This is a genomic window from Tabrizicola sp. (assembly GCF_030694085.1).
GTDB lineage: Bacteria > Pseudomonadota > Alphaproteobacteria > Rhodobacterales > Rhodobacteraceae > Tabrizicola.
In genome coordinates, this window is sequence record NZ_JAUXZE010000035.1 from 574,999 (window position 1) to 593,987 (window position 18,989).

Consider the following 18,989-nt stretch of genomic DNA (forward strand, 5'->3'; position numbering starts at 1 on the left):
TCCTCTCAGGCACGCCGCATGGGCAGAAACGCCGTGCGGCGCAGGGTTGCCGAGACAAGCATCAGCACGCAGGTCACCAGGGACAGACCGATGCCCCACGGCATGATGGCAGTCCAGCCGTCTCCGGCGTGAACCAGGCTGTTGACGAACGCCACTGCCAGCACGACGGCGTTCAGGAGGACCACCAACCAGACAGGTTGCCTGCGATAGATCAGCAGGCCGATCAGCCACAGAAGGACGGCCAATCCGCCCGCAACTAGGCCCGCAAGCAGAAGCCAGGAAGAAAAATCCTTCCACATCAGGATCATGGTTTGCGTATACGCCCAGTCAGTCAGCAAGGTCAGCGTGAAGAACGCCGCCGCAAACGACCTAAGTGTCTCTTGACCGGGAATCGAAACCCAGGGCGGAGAAGCGGAATAGGATAGGTTGCGCACGGCCATCTGAACCCCTTCACTTTCGCAGGACACTGGTGGCAAACCCGGTGCGTCAGGAATTGGTTCCCGGAAAACTCGATGCCACACGTTCGTCCACCGTGCGGCGCGGATGGTCCCGGACTGCCATTGCGCCACCCGGTCAGCAGAGCTAGGCCCCGGGCCCCGCCTATTCCTGCGAGGTCATTCCCATTCTTCTCAGAACCCTGGGTCCGGCCCGCCAGCCAGAACATTGAAGCCGACCGAGATGATCACGGTGACGACGGCGACGGTCCAGATCATCCCGAAATCCAGGTATCGGCGCGACTGGTTCAGAAGGTTCCCCTAGCCCTCGCCCCGTTGCCAGCCACTTGATCGCCGACCATCTGAAGTTGGAGCTTCTGAACCTGACCCGCAGCTTCTAAGTGATGCCCCCGGACCTGATGCCGCGCACCGGATCCTGAAGGCACCGGGCATTTGGTGCATGGGCTTTGGCGCCTAGGGCAGGTCTTGCACGGCTGGCCCGTCTGCCCTTTGCCCGGTTGCGCCCGAAGGTGCATCTTCTGGCCGCCAGCCTCGGGGTCTGGGCCTAGGGATGAATGTCATCACCCTGACCGACCACCGGTATCCGGCCAGCGCCAAGCGGTACTCCCGGCTGGTGATCGGGACGCACGTGGCCACTTTCGGGGCTTTGCGGATGCCAGGCCAAATTCAAAGCGTCATGAAAGGTTCACTGGACGTCGAATTTGATTTCCAATATTCGGGAAATATGGAACAGATGTCCGCTTCCCACGCCTTTGCCACGCTCGGCCATCCCGGCCGCCTGGCCGTCTTCCGGCTGCTGATGCGCTTCGCTCCGCAGGGTGTGCGGCCGACCGAGATCGCCGCCGCTCTGGCTCTGAAGCAGAACACCCTGTCCCACCACCTGGCCGATCTGACCAGCGTGGGTCTGGTGGCGGCGCGTCGGCAGGGACGGTCGCTGTTCTATGCCGTCGATCTGGACGCCACCGAAGCGTTGATCGGCTACCTCGCCCTCGATGTCGGTCGGGGGCGACCCGACCTATTGTCCCGACTTCTCATCTCCCGGAAGGACGCCGCCATGCGCGACACGGATTTCGACGTGCTCTTCATCTGCTCGGGCAACTCTGCCCGATCGATCTTTGCCGAGGCACTTTTGCGCGATCTGGGCAAAGGCCGGTTCCAGGCCTTTTCCGCTGGCACCCGACCGGGAAGCGAGCTGAACCCCTTCGCGCTGGATGTGCTGCGGCGCAACGGCCACGACATCACGGGCCTGCGGTCCAAGCATGTCTCAGAATTCCAGCAGCCCGGCGTTCCGGTCATGGATTTCGTTTTCACCGTCTGCGACACCTCTGCGGCCGAGGAGTGCCCGCCCTGGCCCGGCCAGCCGATCACCGGCCACTGGGGGCTGCCCGACCCGGTGAAGGCCACTGGCACCGATGCGGAAAAGGCGCTGGTCTTCGCCCGGACCTACGCCGCCCTGCGCCGCCGGATCATGGCCTTCGTCGAATTGCCCTTCGAGTCGCTGACGCGGCTCTCGCTGCAATCCCATGTCGACGCCATCGCGACCGACCAAGACGCAAAGGCCTGATTCCATGCCCCGCATTGCCCTGAATGGCCTTGGCCGGATCGGAAAGCTGGTCCTGCGTGACCTTGTCGACACGGGGGCCGGAGGGGACATCGTCCTCCTGAACGATCCCGTCGGGGATGCCGAACAGCACGCGCTTCTGATGGAGTTCGACTCGGTCCACGGTCGCTGGCGGACTTCGGTGGCGGCTGCGCCAGACGCGCTGGTCCTGAACGGCCAGACGATCCGTCTGACCCATCACAAGACCATCGAGGCTATGCCTCTGGCCGAGCTAGAAATAGATCTGGTGATCGACTGCACCGGCGTCTTCAAGACCGCCGCAAAGGTCGCGCCCTATTATGCGGCGGGCGTGAAGAAGGTCGTCGTCAGCGCACCCGTCAAGGATGGCGGTGCGCTGAACCTGGTCTACGGGGTGAACCATCACCTTTACGACGGCAGTCAGGCGCTGGTGACGGCGGCCTCCTGCACGACGAACTGCCTCGCGCCGGTGGTCAAGGTGATCCATGAATCTCTGGGCATCCGTCATGGCTCGATCACCACGATCCATGACGTGACCAACACCCAGACCATCGTGGATCGCCCGGCCAAGGACATGCGCCGCGCCCGGTCGGCGCTGCTGAACCTGATCCCGACGACGACGGGCAGCGCCACGGCGATCACGCTGATCTATCCCGAACTCAAAGGCCGGCTGAATGGTCATGCGGTCCGGGTGCCTCTCCTCAACGCCTCGCTGACCGATTGCGTTTTCGAGGTGGAGCGGTCCACCACAGCCGAAGAGGTGAACGCGCTTTTCGCCGCTGCGGCGGACGGTCCGCTGCAGGGCATCCTGGGGTACGAGACGCGGGCCCTGGTCTCGTCGGATTTCACCAACGACCCGCGCTCTGCCATCGTCGATGCGCAGTCCACGATGGTGGTCAACGGGACGCAGGTGAAGATCTACGCCTGGTATGACAACGAATGGGGCTATTCCTGCCGCCTGGCCGACATTGCCCGCATGGTGGCCGGATCGCTGTGAGCGCCGCACCCCCCCTGCGTGCCTATGCGGCTGTCACGGCGGCCTACTGGGCCTTCATGTTGTCGGACGGCGCCTTGCGGATGCTGGTACTCCTGCACTTCAACGCCTTGGGCTTCGCGCCGATCCAGCTGGCCTGGCTGTTCCTGTTGTACGAGGTCGCGGGCATCGTCACCAATCTGGGCGCAGGCTGGCTTGCCGCCCGCTTCGGTCTGGCGGCCACGCTTTACGGCGGGCTTGCGCTGCAGATTGGCGCGCTGATCGCCCTGGCGCAGCTGGACCCAGGGTGGAGCATAGCAGCCTCGGTCGCCTTCGTCATGGCGGTCCAGGGGGTGTCAGGCGTCGCCAAGGATCTGGCAAAGATGTCGTCGAAGTCGGCGGTCAAGCTTCTGGCCCCGACCGAGGCCGGGGGCCTTTTCCGCTGGGTCGCCGTGCTGACAGGGTCCAAGAACGCGGTCAAGGGGCTGGGGTTCTTCCTGGGGGCGGCCCTGCTGGCCCTGCTTGGTTTCACGACGGCAGTCTGGGCGATGGCGGGCGTGCTGGCGGCGATTCTGATCGCAGTGGTTCTGTTCCTGCCCTCGGGCCTGCCCGGGCGGATGAAGGCGGACGAAGCCTGGGGCGGCTGGCGGTCCAAGGACGCGCGCGTCAACCGGCTGTCGCTGGCGCGCTTGTTTCTGTTCGGCGCACGAGACGTCTGGTTCGTGGTCGGCATCCCAGTCTATTTCCAGTCCGTCCTGTCTGACGGCACTGCCGAGGGACGGCGGGAGGCATTCTTTCTGATTGGCGGGTTCCTGGCGCTGTGGATCATCGCCTATGGCGCTGTGCAGGCCGCCGCCCCCCGAATTCTGGGCGCAAAGGGCCAACCCGAGGCTGAAACGGTTCGGAAGGCGGTCAGCTGGGCCGGTCTGCTGGTGCCGATCCCCTTCCTGCTGGCCGGGGCCGCATGGGCCGCCGAAGGGCCTGCTCCCTGGCTGACGGCCACGCTGATTGGCGGTCTTCTGGTCTTCGGCTTTGTCTTCGCGATCAACTCATCGGTCCATTCCTACCTGATCCTCGCCTTCGGGTCGGCCGAAAGGATCACGCGGGACGTGGGGTTCTACTATATGGCCAATGCCGCTGGCCGTCTGGTCGGGACCCTGCTTTCCGGCCTCAGCTACCAGCTTGGCGGGCTGCCGCTTTGCCTGGCGACCGCTGGGGTCATGGCGGCTGCCAGCTGGTTGGCCGCGCGCCGGCTGCTTCCTAGGTAGCGAAGTCGAAGGTCCTGTTCAGCGGAAGTTCGCGCGCGCGGGTGCCGGTCAGGTCGAAAAGCGCATTCGCCAAGGCCGGAGCGGCAGGGGGCGTCCCCGGCTCGCCCACGCCGCCAATGTGCCCGAAGCTGCCGTTGTTCTGCAGAACCCGGACCTCGAAGCGCGGCGTGGTGTGCATCCGCAGCGCGTCATGGTCCGGGAAGTTCTGCTGCACGACCGCCTGATCGGCAAAGGTGATCTCTTCCTGCACCGCGGCCGACAGGCCATAGACCATCGCGCCAATCATTTGCGCCTCGACGATCGACGGGTCCATCGCAAGGCCGGGGTCGCAGGCGATCCAGGCGCGGGTCAGTTTGATCCCTGCAGAGGTCTCCTGGACCTCCATCACCTGCGCGACCGGAGTGCCAAAGGAATAGCAGAACGCCACGCCGCGCCCGAAACCGGGCCGGTTCAGGCTCTCCCATCCCGACATCTCGCGCACGGTTTCCAGCAACATGGCCGAGGGCGCGTGGGTGTCCTGCATCAGCTCCAGCCTGAAGGCCAGCGGGTCGGCCTTGGCAGCATGGGCCAACTCGTCGATGAAGCTTTCCAGGAAGAAGGCGTTCATCGAATTGCCCACCGACCGCCAGAAGCCCAGGGGCACGGCCAGATCGGCACTATGGCCGTCGTAGCGGTAATGCGGCAGCCCGTAAGGCTGGTCGAAACCGCCCTCGACCGTCGCGCGGTCCGGGCCGGGGGGCGCAAAACCGATCAACCGCGCCAGCGCGCTTCGCGTGGCCGACGGCGCCGCTGTGCGCCCCCACAGCGCGGTGGCCTTGCCGCTCTCGATCCGCCCCGACAGCCGGGCGATGGCAGCCGGACGGTAGAAGTCCTGGCCCATGTCCTCTTCGCGGCTGTAGGTCAGCTTGACCGGCGTGTCGGGCATCGCCGCCGCCACACGGGCGGCCAGCACGGCGGGAACTGGATCGGTGCGACCCCCGAAGCCCCCGCCCATGACCGGCGTGTGCAGCGTCACCTTGTCCGACCCGATCCGCAAAGCCGACGCGATGGCATCGCGGGTCATGATCGGGGCCTGGTTGCCGCACCAGACCTCGACCGAGCCGTCGGCCTTGACCCAGGCGGTCGCATTCAGCGGCTCCATCGACGCGTGTGCCAGGAAGGGGATGCGGTATTCCGCCTCGATCACGTCGCCCTTGGCCAGCTCTGCCTCGACATCCCCATCATCCCGCAAACGCGAGTCCGGGTCGGTGGTGAAGGCCGCCTCGATCCGGGACAACATGGCGGCAGAGTCGGCGGGATAGTCCGCTTCGCCCCATTGGACATCCACCTGTTGCGCCGCCTGAAGCGCCGTCCAGGTGTTGCTGGCAATGACGGCAATGCCATTGCCCAGTCCGACCACCTGCTCCACCCCTGGCAGTGCCAGAGCCGCAGCCGGGTCGAAGCTGGTCATCGCCCCCCCGCGCCGCGGGTTCATTCGGACAGTGGCGAACTTCATCCCCGGCAGGACAATGTCGATCCCGAAGGTCTCGGTCCCCGTCGACTTCGCCACCATGTCCAGCCGCGGCATCGACTTGCCGACATAGCGCCAGGTCGAGGGGTCACGCAGGGGCACATCGTCGGGCACCAGGTCCGCCGCCTCGGCCGCAAGTTCGGCATAGGTGAAGGTCTGCGCCCCGATCACCTTGCCGCCTTCTGTCCGCAGCGTGTCTGGTGCTACGCCCAGCCGCTTTGCCGCCGCGGCCTTAAGGGCCTCACGCGCTCCGGCACCGGCCAGACGCATCTGAACGAAGCCGCCGATGGCCCCGGTTGAACCGCCGGTCATCTGCATCGAGAATATCTTCGGCACAGCTGCCAGGATCGCGTTGTGTGATCTGGGTTGCTGCGACAGCCGGTAGTCCGGCTCGTTCGACATCCGCTCGACGAATCCCGCGTTGTAATAGGCCTGCGCCGGAGGCCCGTGCAGGACGCGGACCTGGTCCCAGTCCACATCCAGCTCCTCGGCCACCAGCGCAGCGAGCGTCGTCGAAATCCCCTGCCCCATTTCCGCGCGGGGGGCGATGACCGTGATGCCGTCGGCATTGATGATGACCCAGGGGTTCAGCGGCATCCCGTCCGGGCCAGGCACCAGCGGATTCGCGGGCACTTCGGCAACCTTGTAGGCCCCGAAGGCGGCCCCACCGACGAAAGCGGCGCCAAGGACCAGGAACGAGCGGCGGGTGATGGTCTTCCAGCTTGCCATGTCAGCCTGCCTTCATGATCTGCGCAGCATCCAGGATCGCGGCCCGGATGCGGGGGTAGGTGCCGCAGCGGCACAGGTTGCCCTGCATGGCGTCGTCGATGTCCTGATCCGTCGGCTCGGGGACCTGCGCCAGAAGCGCCGCCGCCTGCATGATCTGCCCCGACTGACAGTAGCCGCACTGCGCCACCTGATGCTTGACCCAGGCCGCCTGCAGCGGAGCAAGTGCGCCGGGTTGGCCCAGCCCTTCGATGGTGGTGATCTCTCCCACGGCATCCGAAAGCGGCACCTGGCAGGACCGCACCGCCTGGCCGTCGATCAGCACCGTGCAGGCCCCGCAGGCCGCAACACCGCAGCCGAACTTGGTCCCTGTCAGCCCAAGACCATCGCGCAGCGCCCACAGCAGCGGGACATCGTCCGGCAGATCGACCTGGCGCGCGACGCCGTTGATTGACAGGGTAAAGCTCATCGATGGACTCCCTTGGTTCCTGACACTTTGGACTTTATGTGTCATTGTGTCAACGCCTGTTTGACCTATCGGCTAGGCTTCCCTAGACTGGCGCCATGACACCCGCCGTGACAGCCGAAGTTGAACCGCCCATTGATCCGAAGGAAGCCGCAATCCTGCGCGCGGCCTTCGAATGTTTTGCCCGCTACGGGCTGCGCCGGACCTCGATGGCCGACATCGCCAAGGTCGCGGGCATGTCGCGTCCAGCACTTTATCTGCATTACGAGGGCAAGGACCACATCTTCAACGCCTTGGTCCGCATCCATTTCGAACGCTCGGAAAAGGCGGTTGAGCGGGTTCTGGCCCGCCCCGGCCCCCCGGCAGAGATCCTGCTGGCCGCCTTCCACGCCATCGACGGCGACGCAGTGGAAGCCATGCTGAATTCGCCTCACGCCGACGAGATTCTGTCGTCGAACTCGCCATTCACGCAGCCTGCGGTCGAAGCGGCCTATGCCCGCATCACAAGCCACCTGGCCGACTGGATACGGCATGGCGTTGCCGAGGGCAGGATGACTCTGACCGGCCTGAACGCCACCGCCGACGAGATTGCACGGACGGTGATGGCGACGAAGTTCGGGATCAAGGCCTTCGCCACGGGCTTCGCCGACTACCGCGCGGCGCAGGCCCGCGTGGCCGCGATCTTCGGCAAGGCGCTTAGCAGTTAAGCGGCACCATGCCACGTGCAGTCCACACCATGCTGTCGAACATGACTGGCTTTATTTGCATCCACATTCCTGATACGGAACGGGTCAGTAGAACCGCGTGCTCACATGACCAACCAGATTCTTGTCGTCGACCCACTTGAGCGGCCGGACATCCTACGCAGTCTCGCCAGCGAAGTCCGGGTTCGCATCCTTGAGCACTTGACGCGCAAGGGGCCACGCAACGTCAACCAGGTGTCCGACGAACTGGACCTGCCGCAGTCGACGGTCTCGTCCAACATGCAGATCCTTGTGGACGCCGGGCTGGTCCAGACACGGTCCGAGAAGGGCCGCAAGGGCAGTCAGAAGATTTGCGCCTCGACCTTCACGGAAATGCTCATCGCCTTCAAGGAACCGACCCCGATCACGCCGCGGTTCTTCACGTTGAAATGCCCGCGATAAGCGCGGCCAGTCTCCAGCGCTTCGATGATGTGGCTGGCGTGTTCGTCAGTCCGCTTCCACGATGACAAGGGTTTGTCTGCCTCGGCCAGCAACGTCGGGAATTCGGTCTCGAACCAGTTCCGCGTCTCCCGCGTGTGGCGCAGGTAGCCGCCGGTCTCGCCATGGATCCAGTCGTCGGTGCTGATCCAGTTCGGGATGTCCTCCCGGCGCTTGCGGTACCACGGCAGGTATTCGCTGAGGTGCCCGTTCGATTCCGTCGAGTAGAACCCGAACCGCCGCAGCACGTCGATCCGCACCTTTTCCTGACGCGAGAAGACTGGATGGCGTTCGAAGGCGGCCAGAAGCTCGTCCTTTTCGATCTTCCGACCCTTGTGGCGGATGTCGAGGTACCAGGTCTGGTGGTTGATCCCCGAGCAGACGATGTCGACCTCATCCATCGGCACCCCAAGCGCAGCAGCGATCTGCCGGTGGCCGTTCTGCACGCCGTGGCAGAGACCCACTGTGTTGACCCCACCGTGGTCGATGGCCGCCCAGGTCATCATCGCCATCGGGTTGGCGTAGTTGAGAAGGAGGTGGTCCGAGGTGGCAACCTCACGGATATCCTTGCAGAAGTCGAGCATGGCAGCGATCCCGCGTTGGCCATAGAGGATGCCACCCGCGCAGATCGTGTCGCCAACGCATTGGTCGACGCCGTATTTCAACGGGATCGCAATGTCGGTCGCAAAGGCCTCCACCCCGCCGATGCGAACCGTGTTCATCACGTATTTTGCCCCCTCCAGCGCACGGCGCCGGTCGGTCGTGGCGGTGATCTTGGTCTTCAGCCCGCTGACCTGAACCATCTTGCGCAGGATCTGCGCGATCATGTCCAGGTTCGTCTGGCTGATGTCCGTAAGCGCGATCTCGATCCCCTCGAACTCGGGAACCGACAGGATGTCCGAGCAGAGCTTGCGGGTGAACCCGACACTGCCCGCGCCGATGATGCAAAGCTTGAATGGCATGGTGCAGCCTCCCCTGTTGCGAAAAGGCTAGGCCAGCGGGGCCAGGCGGTGTAGAGAAATCTTGTGCCAATTAGGGTAATTTCATGCTGTCCAACCTTCTTGCCCACGGCCATGACATCCGCAGTCTTTCTCCGCGCGGATCGGTCCCTTTGCTGGGTGTCCTGGCCGAGGCGGTGGGCTACGAACAGCGCCGGAACGAGCTGTACAGCTGGGATGGGCTGAAGCGGGGAACCGAACCCTTCCTGGTGGTCCAGCATACCATCCTGGGCGAGGGTCGGCTGGACTTCTTAGGCGCGCGATACCGGCTGCACATGGGTCAAACCATGCTGGTGACAATGCCCCACGCGCATCGCTACTGGCTAGAGCGGGGCGGCCATTGGGAGTACTTCTGGTTCATCCTTTCCGGCCGCGAGGCGCTGCGGTTGGCGCGCGAGGTCCTTGCCGTCGCGGGGCCGGTGTTGCAACCGGGACCGGAGGGCGAGGCGAGGTTGGCCGAAGCCTGTCACGCGCTGCTGACCGGATCTTTCAGCCCGGCGCAGGCCGCAGTTCTGGGGTACCAGGCGCTTGCCGTCCTGCATGATACGGCCTTTGCAGGCGAGGGCGCCGTGCCTCGGGCGGCACTGGCGCCCGAGCTGACCCGGGTCCTCGCACATGTCGAGGCCAACCTTGGCGGCGACCTGCGGGTCGATGCCCTCGCCCAGCTCGCGGGTCTGAGCCGCGCGCATTTCGTCCGCCGCTTCGCCGCCGAGGTCGGGGTCCCGCCCTCGGACCACGTCTTCGCCCGACGCATGGACCGGGTGGAGCGTCTCCTCACCGCCTCGGAGATGAAGATCGCCGAGATCGCTCAAGCCACCGGCTTTGCCGAAGCGAACTACCTGGCAAAAGCCTTCCGCCGCCATCGTGGGATATCCCCAAGGGACTTCCGCGCCATGCGGGACGAGGCGGTCTGATCGGCCGCCTCCTCGTGCGCCTTCGGCGTCTCGTCGGTGTCGCCCCCGCGTGGTGAAGCCGAAGGCGCACGACGAGCGGTTCAGGCGGGTTCGTCCAGCCCTTGCAGAAAGGCCCGGTGCGGGATCGCCTGCCGCGCGGCCAGCCGGTATTCGGTGGCAAGCGACCGCGCCGACCGGCGGGCATTGGCGCGCAGCTTCGGGCGCTCGGCCAGCCAGTCCTTCGCGGCCTGGGGGTTCAGCAGGCCCAGCCCGTCCAGCACGGGGACATGCAGATGGTGGTCGGTATGTGGCAGGCCCATCGGGAAGGGCTGGAAGTCCTCGGGTCCCGGCACCTTCTGCCGCCAAAGCGCAAGACGTTCGGCCAGCGGGTCGGGCAGGGACCCCGCCACGTCCTGCCAGAAGGCCGTGTCCCGGCGTTCGCTGACATAGTGCAGCCGGATGAAGTCACGGAAATCGTCGACCTGCCGGGCAGCTGCAGCGTTGAAGGCAGACTGCGCCCGGTCGTCCGGGTTGGACAGCACCGAGGACAAAAGCATCAGCTGCACGACCGTGCCGTGGATCGAGGTCGCCTCCAGAGGTTCCAGGAAGCTTGACGACAGGCCAAGCGCCACACAGTTTCCGATCCACTGCTTCTCCAGACGGCCCGCGTCGATCCTGATGTCGTTCCTGACCTCGACCGGGTGCCCCAGCACCCCCTCGATCTCGGCCTTGGCCTGATCCGGGGTCACGTGCGCGTCCGAGAACACATAGCCGCAGCCATAGCGCCCCTGCGTCGGGATCTTCCACATCCAGCCCGCCCCTTGCGCCCAGGCCAGAGTGCAGGGCTCGATCTCCTCGCCCTCCGGGATGTCCAGCCAGAACGGAATCGCCCGATTCACCGGCAGGGTGCCGCGGTAGCTGACCCAACCAGCCCCCATCGGCCCGATGAGGGCGCGGCGGAAGCCGGTGCAATCAACATAGAGGTCCGCCTCGACCTTCGTGCCGCCCTCCAGCCCCAGGGCAATGATGTGCCCGGTCTCGGGGTGCCGGTCGACGCTTTGCACCTGGTCATCAATCGTCGCGATGGCCTTGGCCTTCGACCGCAGCCATTTCCCCGCAAGCGCCTGGTCGAAGTGGAAGGCGTGGTGATAGGGGCCGATCGGCACCCGCCGCCCGCCGACCATCGCAAAGGGGCTGCGGTTGGCGTTCAGAAGGTGCTGGAAAAGATGCGTCTCGCCCACGCTTTCGCCCTGGCTCACCTGGTAGACGTCCAACGCGTTGACGTCGAACCCGGCCACCCGGTGCGGGTCGTCGATGGGGCCGTCGTAGCTGTGCCCCTTCCTCCGCCAGTCGCGGTGGCGGATGCCGAACTTGATCGTGGCCCCGGTGGCGGCCAGGAACTCGGCCTCGTCCAGCCCGAAGTGCTGAAGCATCTGGCGGAAGACGGCGGTGGTGCCCTCCCCCACCCCGATGGTCCCGATCTTCGAGGACTCGATGACCGTGATGTCGCAAGCGTGGCCCGCACGCCGGGCGCTGTCGCCCAGCATCATGGCGGCCAGCCAGCCGGCCGTGCCGCCCCCCACCACGCAGATGCGACGCGGCCACATTACCCTAGCCCGCCTTCCGTACCGGGACCCGCGCCCATTCCGGCAGCCAGTCGCCGTGAGCCTCCAGCAGTTCGGTTGTCAACGCCCAGATCTGGTCCAGGTCCAGTTCGGCCCCGGTGTGGGGGTCCAGCATGGCGGCGTGATAGATGTGCTCGGGGTTCTCGGTCAGCAGCGCCTGCACCGTCAGGTCCTGCACGTTGATGTTGGTCCGCATCAGCCCGATCAGCTGTGGCGGGATGTCATGCACGATGGTCGGCTGCAGACCGCTGCTGTCGACCAGCACCGGCACTTCCACGGCGCACCCCTCGGGCAATTGCGGGATGTAGCCGCGGTTGCCGATGTTGCCATAGATCACCGAAGGCTCGCCCGTCACGACCGAGTTCACGATCTCGGATGCGTATTCGTGGCTTTCCTTCACCTCGACCGTGTTCGCCGACTTCAACGCTTCGGCTTCCTTCTTCCAGCGCGCGATCTGTTCGATGCAACGCTTGGGATATTCGTCCAGCGGGATGCCGAACCTCTCGATCAGGTCCGGCCGGTCGCGCTTGATGAACCACGGGGTATACTCGGCAAAGTGCTCGGAAGACTCGGTCACGAAATACCCCAGCCGGGTCAGCATCTCGTAGCGCACCTTGTTCGGGCAGCGCGGGTTCCAGTGGCTGGGCTTCGGGAACCGCCCCTCGCGGTAGCCCTTGACCAGGTCGGGGTAAAGGTTGCGGTAGGTGCCGTCCGCCTGACGGTGCTCGAAGGTCAGGTAGAAGGCCATGTGGTTGATCCCGGCCGCGCGGTAGCGGATCTCGTCAACCGGAAGCTCCAGGTCACGCGCCAGTTCATAGGCCGTCCCCTGAACCGAGTGGCACAGGCCCACCTGCCGGATCGTCGGATATTTCGCCGCGATGGCCCAGGTGTTGATCGCCATCGGGTTCACGTATTGCAGCATGATCGCGTTGGGGGCGACCTCCAGCAGGTCCTCGCAGATCGACCACAGGTGCGGAACGGTGCGAATACCGCGCATGATGCCGCCGATCCCCAGCGTGTCAGCGATGGTCTGGCGCAGGCCGAACTTCTTTGGCACCTCGAAGTCGGTGATCGTGCAGGGGTCGTAGCCGCCGACCTGGAAGCAGCAGACGACGAAATCCGCCCCGGTCAGAGCGCGCTTCTGGCTGGTGTAGGTCTTGACCGAAGCTTTCCCGCCCAGCGTCTGGGCCAGCTTGCCGACGATGATCTCGGATTCCCCAAGCCGCTCGGGGTTGATGTCCATCAGCCGGATTTCCGCCCCCGCAAGCGCCGGGCGCGACAGGATGTCCCCGGCGATATTCTTGGTGAAGACGGCCGATCCGGCGCCGATGAAGGTGATGACGGGGGTGGGCATGGTCGTTCCTTTAGGCTGCGATTTCGAAGGCCGCCTTCACAAGGCGGCGGGTGTAGTCGGTGGTCGGACGTTCCAGTACGGCCTCGACCGGGCCCTGCTCGACGATCCGGCCGTTCTGCATGACGATGACTCGGTGGCAGAGCGCCCTGACGACCTTCAGGTCGTGGCTGATGAACAGGTAACTCAGTGCCTTCTCGCGCTGCAATCCGCGCAGAAGCTCGATGATCTGGGCCTGGACGGACAGGTCCAGCGCGCTGGTCGGTTCGTCCAGCAGGATGAACTCCGGCTCCAGCGCGATTGCGCGGGCGATTGCAAGGCGCTGGCGCTGGCCGCCGGAAAACTCATGCGGGAAGCGGGAGAGTATCGTGTCCGGCAGCCCCGCGTCGCGCAGCGCCTGTTTCACGCGCTCCTCGCGGTCGGCGCGCGTGCGGCCAAGCTGGTTGACGATCAGGCCTTCCTCGATGATCTGGCGCACCGACATGCGGGGGTTCAGGCTGGAGAACGGGTCCTGGAACACGATCTGCATCCGATTGCGGAACGGGTTCATGCCCTTGCGGTCCAGCCCGTCGATACGGTGGCCCAGGAAATCGACCTCGCCCTCGGTCAGCGAGTTCAGCCGCAGAAGTGCCTGGCCGAAGGTCGTCTTGCCGCTACCGCTTTCTCCCACCAAGCCCAGCGTCTCGCCACGTTTCAGCTGCAAGGAAAGGCCGTCCACAGCTTGCAGCTTGGACCAGGTGCCCCGGAAGGCCCCCCCCTTGCGCAGGTTGTAGGTCACGCGGATGTTGCGGCCTTCCAGCACGGTTTCCGTCCCGACCTGCGCCGGATCAGCCTGACCCTTCGGCTCGGACCCAAGAAGCCGCTTCGTGTAGGGATGGGTCGGCGCAGAGAATATCTGCTCGGTCGGGCCGGACTCCTGCACCTCGCCGTGCTGCATGACATAGACATGGTCGGCAAACTGTCGCACGACCGTCAGGTCATGGGTGATCAAAATCACCGCAAGGCCGGTCTTGTCTTTCAACGCCCGGATAAGGTTCAGGATTTCTGCCTGCACCGTCACGTCCAGCGCGGTCGTCGGCTCATCCGCGATCAGGACGTCCGGGTTGTTCGCCAGTGCCATCGCGATCATCACCCGCTGGCGCTGCCCGCCGGACAGCTGGTGCGGATACTGGTTCAGCCGCGCCTCTGGCTCGGGGATCTGCACATCCTTGAGAAGCGCCAGCGCCTTTGCCTTCGCCTCGACCCTGGACATCCGGTTGTGGATGCGCAGGACCTCGGCGATCTGGTTGCCTATGGTGTAGACCGGGTTAAGAGAAGACATCGGCTCCTGGAAGATCATCGACAGCCGGTTGCCGCGCAGCCGCCGCATCTCGACCGGCGACAAGGTCGCCATGTTGCGCCCCGCATACAGGATTTCGGTCTGCGGGTTGACCGTGGCGCGCTTCGACAGTAGCCGCATGATCGCCCGGGCCGTCACCGACTTCCCGCTGCCGGATTCGCCCACCAAGGCGATTGTCTGGCCCTTTCTCAGCGTGAAGGAGACGTCCTTGACGGCCTCGATACTGCCCCCGTCGACCTTGAAGGTGACGCCGATCTTGCGGGCCTCGATGACGATATCGTTCATGGCACCCTCAATACGGATCAATGGCATCGCGCAAGCCGTCGCCCAGCGCGTTGAAGGCGAAGACTGCGAGCAGGATGAAACCGACGGGCGAAAGGATCCACGGATAGGACCCGATGACCGAAAAGGTCGAGGCGTCCTGCAACATCAGCCCCCAGGAAATCAGCGGCGGCTTCACGGCAAAGCCGAGATAACCCAGGAACGACTCCAGCAGCACGATGGCCGGAATACCCAGCGTGATCGACACGATCACATGGCTCATCACGTTCGGCAGAATGTGCCGCGTCACGATCCGGGTGTCCGAGGCGCCCACGGCTTGCGCCGCCCGCACGTAATCGATCCGCGCCATCGACATCGTCTTCGACCGGACCTCCCGCGATAGCTGCGCCCAGCCAAGGCCCGCGATGACAAGGATCACGAAGGCTATGAAAACCGGGGACGGCGCGGTGACCGGGATCAGGGTTGTCAGCGTCAGGTAAAGGGGAAGCTGCGGGAAGGCGAGGACGATCTCGACAAAGCGCTGGAACCACATGTCGAAGCGACCGCCGATATAGCCCGAGGTGATGCCCAGAAGCGTGCCGGTAATTGTGATAAGTGTGATCGAGGTCAGCGCGATGACCAGCGTGATCCGGCTGCCAATGATCCCACGCGACAGGATATCGCGGCCCAGCTTGTCTGTCCCCAGAAGCCGCAGCGGAGTGCCGTCCGACAGCCCGATGAAATGCGTGTTCATCGGAATGAAGCCCAGGTACTTGTACTCCCACCCGTCGACGAAAAAGGCAAGCGGGCGCGGATTGTCAAGGTCGGGACCCATCAGAGGCTGGAAGGTGATCGGGTCCAGCTCCTCGCTTTCGTTGATGGAATAGACCACCGGCCAGAGGGTGAAGCCATCCTTGGTGAAAAAGCTGATCTGGTCCGGCGGCGCAAAGGAGGCGCCGTTGGCCCTGGGGTTCTGCGGCGCGAAGAACTCGGCGAAGATCGACATGGTGAACAGCATCGCAACGAGGATCAGCCCCAGCATCCCCGGTACCGACTTGCGGAACCGCCGCCAGACCAGCGCCCGATAGCTTTGCGAGGTCGAGGAAACGGTGGACAGCCGCCCGTCTGCGGCCTCGCCTTCGTGGACCAGGGTCATTTGTCACCCCCCACCCGGATGCGCGGATCAAGCAGCGCCAGCAACAGGTCGGCGATGATGTTGCCAATGATCAGCGTCGCCCCCAGGACCAGCATCAGCGTGGCGGTGACGTAGACATCGCCGATCGCCATAGACCCCACGATCGCCGGGCCGATGGTCGCCAGGCCGAAGACGATCGCCACTTCGATCTCCCCGGTCAGCATGTAGGGCAGGACGACGCCCTGATAGGCGACCAGCGGATGCAGCGCATTGGGGACCGCGTGGCGCATGATCACCGCGCCTTCGCCCAGGCCCTTGGCCCGCGCCGTCTCGATGTATTGTGCGTTCAGCGTGTCCAGAAGGTTCGCCCGCATCACTCGCATGTTGTAGGCCAGCCCCCCGAAGGTCGCCACCGCGATAACCGGCCAGACATGCTGGATCAGGTTCCACAGCTTCTCCCAGTTGAAGTCGAGGAAGCCCTGCCAATAGGGCTGCCCGCCATAGCGCGAGGAGTAGAACGACCCGATCTCCTGCACGTTCAGCTTGAAGACCAGGATGTACAGGATGATCAGCGCCAGAAGAAAGCGCGGGATCGTCATGCCCATGAACGAGACGAAGGACAGCACCGTGTCGACCCAGGTGTATTGCCGGGTCGCGGCCAGGATGCCGAAGCCGACGCCGATGACGGTCGCCAGCAAGTGACAGATCAGCGCGATAGCGATGGTCGGCGGCAGGCGCTGCGCCAGGATCTCGGCCACCGGCTTGTTGTAGGCATAGGACTGGCCGAAGTCGCCGCGCGAGACGATACCCCAGATCCAGTAGCCGTATTGCAAAAGCAGGGGATCATTCAGCCCGTGCTTCTCGCGGTATTGTTCGGCTGCAGCGGAAGCGGCCTCGGGCGAGGCGCCGCCCTGGACGATCATGTTGGTGCGGATGAAGTCGCCATAGTCGCCCGGCGGGGCCTGGATGATCATGAAGGTGATGAAGCTCATCACGATCAGGACCGGCACCGATTGCATCAGGCGGACGCCAAGAAAGCCCAGCATCGCGGGTCACCTGCCAGTGGAGGGGAAGGAACGGGTGAAGTCTGAAGTGTCCGGGGGCGGCGGTCGTCTGCCGCCCCCGGACTTCGGGAGGAAACCCTTAGTTCGCCGCGACCGGCCCGGCCGAGCCGGGCGCCCCCGGCAAGGTCTGCGGATGCAATTCAGCCCCGATCTGCTGGTCCGCCGGCACGAACACCCGTTCCCGGATGATGTTGTCCTCGGCCCAGTTGTACATGAAGATCGGAGCCCCTGCCGGGATGTTGGCGAAGCGCTTGTTGATGATCAGCGCCCCCGGATAGGCGGTCAGGCCGACGGCCGCCACGTTTTCGGTGAAGGTCTTCTGCCAGGTCTTCATCGCCTCGATCTTGGCGGCCGGATCACGGCTGCCGGTAAAGGCTTTGATCGCGTCGACAAGCTCTTGTTCGTAGGGCAGCAGGTCCATCTCGCCGGCGCCGTTCGCACGGTGCCAGACCGCGGTCATCGGTCCAACGGGTGCCAGACGCTCGGTTCCCTGCACCACAGAGACGAACTCCTGATCATTGCGCCGGACAAGCCAGTCCCATGCGCCAGCATCGCGGGCGTTGTCATAGTCCTTGCCCGTCAGGCTGTTGAGCGTGACCTTGATGCCCACGTCAGACATCATGGCGACGACACCTTCGGCGAGGTTCTTGTCGGTGGCATAGTCGGCATTGACCAGAAGCGTCACGGTAAGATCGCCGCCCTCGGGCAGGTTCACGACCCCGTTCCCATCCGTGTCGGTCAGCCCCGCAGCCGCCAGTGCCGCTGTCGCACTGGCCTGGTCGAAGCCGTAGAACACAGTCGAGGCTGGATCATAGAACGAGGTCGAGGTCAGCAGACCCCCGGCATAGGGCGCCGTGAACGGACCCTTCACCAGGCTGTCGCCCAGCCGCTGCCGGTCCATCCCGTAAGTGACGGCCTTGCGGAAATCGAGGTTCCGGTTCAGCTCGCGCACCGCTTGCGCCCGGGCGTCAGGTTCTCCCCAGCCGTTCGCCGACTGGTTGAAGAACATCTGATACCCGATCGACCTAGGTCCGAAGGCCAGACGCGCCGGGCTTGCCGGATCGGCGGCCTTCTTCAGGCTTTCGACGTAGTTCTCAGGCTGCTCAAGGTTCGAGAAGTCGCCGGTCCCCGCCACGGCCTGCACGTCGCGGTCACCCCAGGTCGACAGCCGGAAATGCATCTCGTCCAGGTAGGGCAGCTGCTGGCCGGTCTCGTCGACCTTCCAGTAATAGGGGTTGCGGCGTTTCACCACGATGTCATCGGGACGGTGTTCCACCACAACCCAGGCGCCCATCGTCGGGAAGTTCATGAAGTCCGACGGGAAGGCGTTCAGGAAGGCCTCATAGCTTTCGCCGCCGTGCTTCGGATGCTTCGGCTTCAGCACGTGGGCCGGGCCGGGGCAGAAGTTGCCGTAGGCCATCGCGTAAAGCACCTGCTCGGGGAAGGCGTCAGCGAAGGTCAGCGTGAAGGTGTAGGGGTCCACCGCCGCAAAGGTCGCATCGTTGTAGGTCGCCGGGCTGGCCCCCATCAGCGGAGTGACGTTCTCGTCCATGATCACGTCGTTCCAGTAGAACTCGATGTCCTCGACGTCGAAGGCGTCGCCGTCCGACCACTTGGCGCCCTCGATCAGCTTGATCGTCAGGGTCTTGCCGTCCTCGGACCATTCCCAGCTTTTCGCCAGGTTCGGCAAAGGTTGCAGATCGGTCGAGTTGACGGTGAACAAGGGACCCGTCCGCGTCAGACACTCGACCAGGCCAATGTCGATGCCGCCCCAGCCATAGGACTGGCCCGCCCAGAAGTTCCAGCCCTCGGGCCGCCCGCCAATCACATGGCGCATCACGTCGCCGTAAACGCCAGGGCCGTCGGGCATGTTCGCAGTCTTGTAGACCAGCGGTTCCTTCGGCAGGCGCTCGGCCACGGCAGGCAGCTTGCCTGCATCGACAAACGCCGTGACCCAGGCCGGTTCGGAATAGGCCGGCAGGGCCTTGAACTCGAAGATGTCCGCGCGGTTCACGTAGACCGGTTCGGTCTGCGCCTCGAATTTCGGTGGCTCTGGCGGAGCGGTCGGTGCAGCCATCTCGGCCTGCACTGCCCCTGCAGATACCCCCAGCAACAGCGCCGCAATCGCGGCGCGCCGGACCTGGAACGTCATGTTTCCTCCCTTG

At 64.8% G+C, this 18,989-nt stretch carries 16 protein-coding genes; 6 read left to right on the forward strand and 10 right to left on the reverse strand.

What is annotated here, in order from left to right; all coding sequences use genetic code 11:
- Positions 1–5 precede the first annotated feature (5 nt).
- Entirely contained in the window at positions 6–440 is a 435-nt protein-coding gene (locus Q8M85_RS07885) for a DUF2231 domain-containing protein (RefSeq protein WP_305542556.1), read from the reverse strand.
- 739 nt (positions 441–1,179) lie between these two features.
- On the opposite strand from Q8M85_RS07885, the gene Q8M85_RS07890 reads away from it, so the two are divergent.
- Genes Q8M85_RS07890 through arsJ form a run of 3 tightly spaced genes read left to right on the forward strand, consistent with a single transcriptional unit; the run spans position 1,180 to position 4,275 of the window.
- Positions 1,180–2,019 carry a metalloregulator ArsR/SmtB family transcription factor gene (locus Q8M85_RS07890; RefSeq protein WP_305542559.1) on the forward strand — a complete coding sequence of 280 codons (840 nt, stop codon included), beginning with the start codon at positions 1,180–1,182 and terminating at the stop codon, positions 2,017–2,019.
- Between the two features lie 4 nt (positions 2,020–2,023).
- On the forward strand, positions 2,024–3,031 hold the full coding sequence (locus Q8M85_RS07895; protein WP_305542562.1) for an ArsJ-associated glyceraldehyde-3-phosphate dehydrogenase: 1,008 nt from the start codon (positions 2,024–2,026) through the stop codon (positions 3,029–3,031).
- Entirely contained in the window at positions 3,028–4,275 is a 1,248-nt protein-coding gene (arsJ, locus tag Q8M85_RS07900) for an organoarsenical effux MFS transporter ArsJ (protein WP_371135214.1), read from the forward strand. Before Q8M85_RS07895 ends, arsJ begins: the two co-directional genes overlap by 4 nt.
- Here the strand turns inward: arsJ and Q8M85_RS07905 are convergent.
- Positions 4,268–6,514 (reverse strand): xanthine dehydrogenase family protein molybdopterin-binding subunit, encoded by a 2,247-nt coding sequence (locus Q8M85_RS07905; protein ID WP_305542565.1) that lies wholly within the window; start codon positions 6,512–6,514, stop codon positions 4,268–4,270. The genes arsJ and Q8M85_RS07905 overlap by 8 nt on opposite strands.
- Before the next feature lies 1 nt (position 6,515).
- Positions 6,516–6,980 (reverse strand): (2Fe-2S)-binding protein, encoded by a 465-nt coding sequence (locus tag Q8M85_RS07910; protein ID WP_305542568.1) that lies wholly within the window; start codon positions 6,978–6,980, stop codon positions 6,516–6,518.
- Positions 6,981–7,075: 95 nt separating this feature from the next.
- On the opposite strand from Q8M85_RS07910, the gene Q8M85_RS07915 reads away from it, so the two are divergent.
- Together Q8M85_RS07915 and Q8M85_RS07920 are read left to right on the forward strand one after the other, a co-directional pair.
- The gene (locus tag Q8M85_RS07915) at positions 7,076–7,684 is read left to right on the forward strand and encodes a TetR/AcrR family transcriptional regulator (protein ID WP_305542571.1); all 609 of its coding nucleotides are present in this window, start codon (positions 7,076–7,078) and stop codon (positions 7,682–7,684) included.
- Between the two features lie 105 nt (positions 7,685–7,789).
- Positions 7,790–8,122, forward strand: coding sequence for a transcriptional regulator (locus Q8M85_RS07920; protein WP_305542574.1), 333 nt, complete (start codon positions 7,790–7,792; stop codon positions 8,120–8,122).
- Here Q8M85_RS07920 and Q8M85_RS07925 read toward each other — a convergent pair.
- Entirely contained in the window at positions 8,023–9,120 is a 1,098-nt protein-coding gene (locus tag Q8M85_RS07925; protein ID WP_305542576.1) for a hypothetical protein, read from the reverse strand. The genes Q8M85_RS07920 and Q8M85_RS07925 overlap by 100 nt on opposite strands.
- 83 nt (positions 9,121–9,203) lie before the next feature.
- Between Q8M85_RS07925 and Q8M85_RS07930 the strand changes: the two genes are divergently transcribed.
- Positions 9,204–10,070: an AraC family transcriptional regulator gene (locus tag Q8M85_RS07930; protein WP_305542579.1), complete on the forward strand. Its 867-nt coding sequence runs from the start codon at positions 9,204–9,206 to the stop codon at positions 10,068–10,070.
- Between the two features lie 80 nt (positions 10,071–10,150).
- Here the strand turns inward: Q8M85_RS07930 and Q8M85_RS07935 are convergent, their stop codons facing one another.
- The 6 genes from Q8M85_RS07935 to Q8M85_RS07960 all read right to left on the reverse strand — a co-directional run bounded on the left by Q8M85_RS07935 (position 10,151) and on the right by Q8M85_RS07960 (position 18,976).
- Complete coding sequence (locus Q8M85_RS07935; protein ID WP_305542582.1) at positions 10,151–11,656, reverse strand: tryptophan halogenase family protein; 1,506 nt, start codon at positions 11,654–11,656, stop codon at positions 10,151–10,153.
- Between the two features lie 4 nt (positions 11,657–11,660).
- Positions 11,661–13,028 carry an alpha-glucosidase/alpha-galactosidase gene (locus tag Q8M85_RS07940; RefSeq protein WP_305542585.1) on the reverse strand — a complete coding sequence of 456 codons (1,368 nt, stop codon included), beginning with the start codon at positions 13,026–13,028 and terminating at the stop codon, positions 11,661–11,663.
- 10 nt (positions 13,029–13,038) lie between these two features.
- Positions 13,039–14,649 carry an ABC transporter ATP-binding protein gene (locus Q8M85_RS07945; protein ID WP_305542588.1) on the reverse strand — a complete coding sequence of 537 codons (1,611 nt, stop codon included), beginning with the start codon at positions 14,647–14,649 and terminating at the stop codon, positions 13,039–13,041.
- A 7-nt stretch (positions 14,650–14,656) separates the two neighbouring features.
- Positions 14,657–15,781, reverse strand: coding sequence for an ABC transporter permease (locus Q8M85_RS07950; RefSeq protein WP_305542591.1), 1,125 nt, complete (start codon positions 15,779–15,781; stop codon positions 14,657–14,659).
- Positions 15,778–16,806 (reverse strand): ABC transporter permease, encoded by a 1,029-nt coding sequence (locus tag Q8M85_RS07955; RefSeq protein WP_305542594.1) that lies wholly within the window; start codon positions 16,804–16,806, stop codon positions 15,778–15,780. Before Q8M85_RS07955 ends, Q8M85_RS07950 begins: the two co-directional genes overlap by 4 nt.
- A gap of 97 nt (positions 16,807–16,903) precedes the next feature.
- Positions 16,904–18,976: an ABC transporter substrate-binding protein gene (locus Q8M85_RS07960; protein ID WP_305542596.1), complete on the reverse strand. Its 2,073-nt coding sequence runs from the start codon at positions 18,974–18,976 to the stop codon at positions 16,904–16,906.
- Positions 18,977–18,989 lie beyond the last annotated feature (13 nt).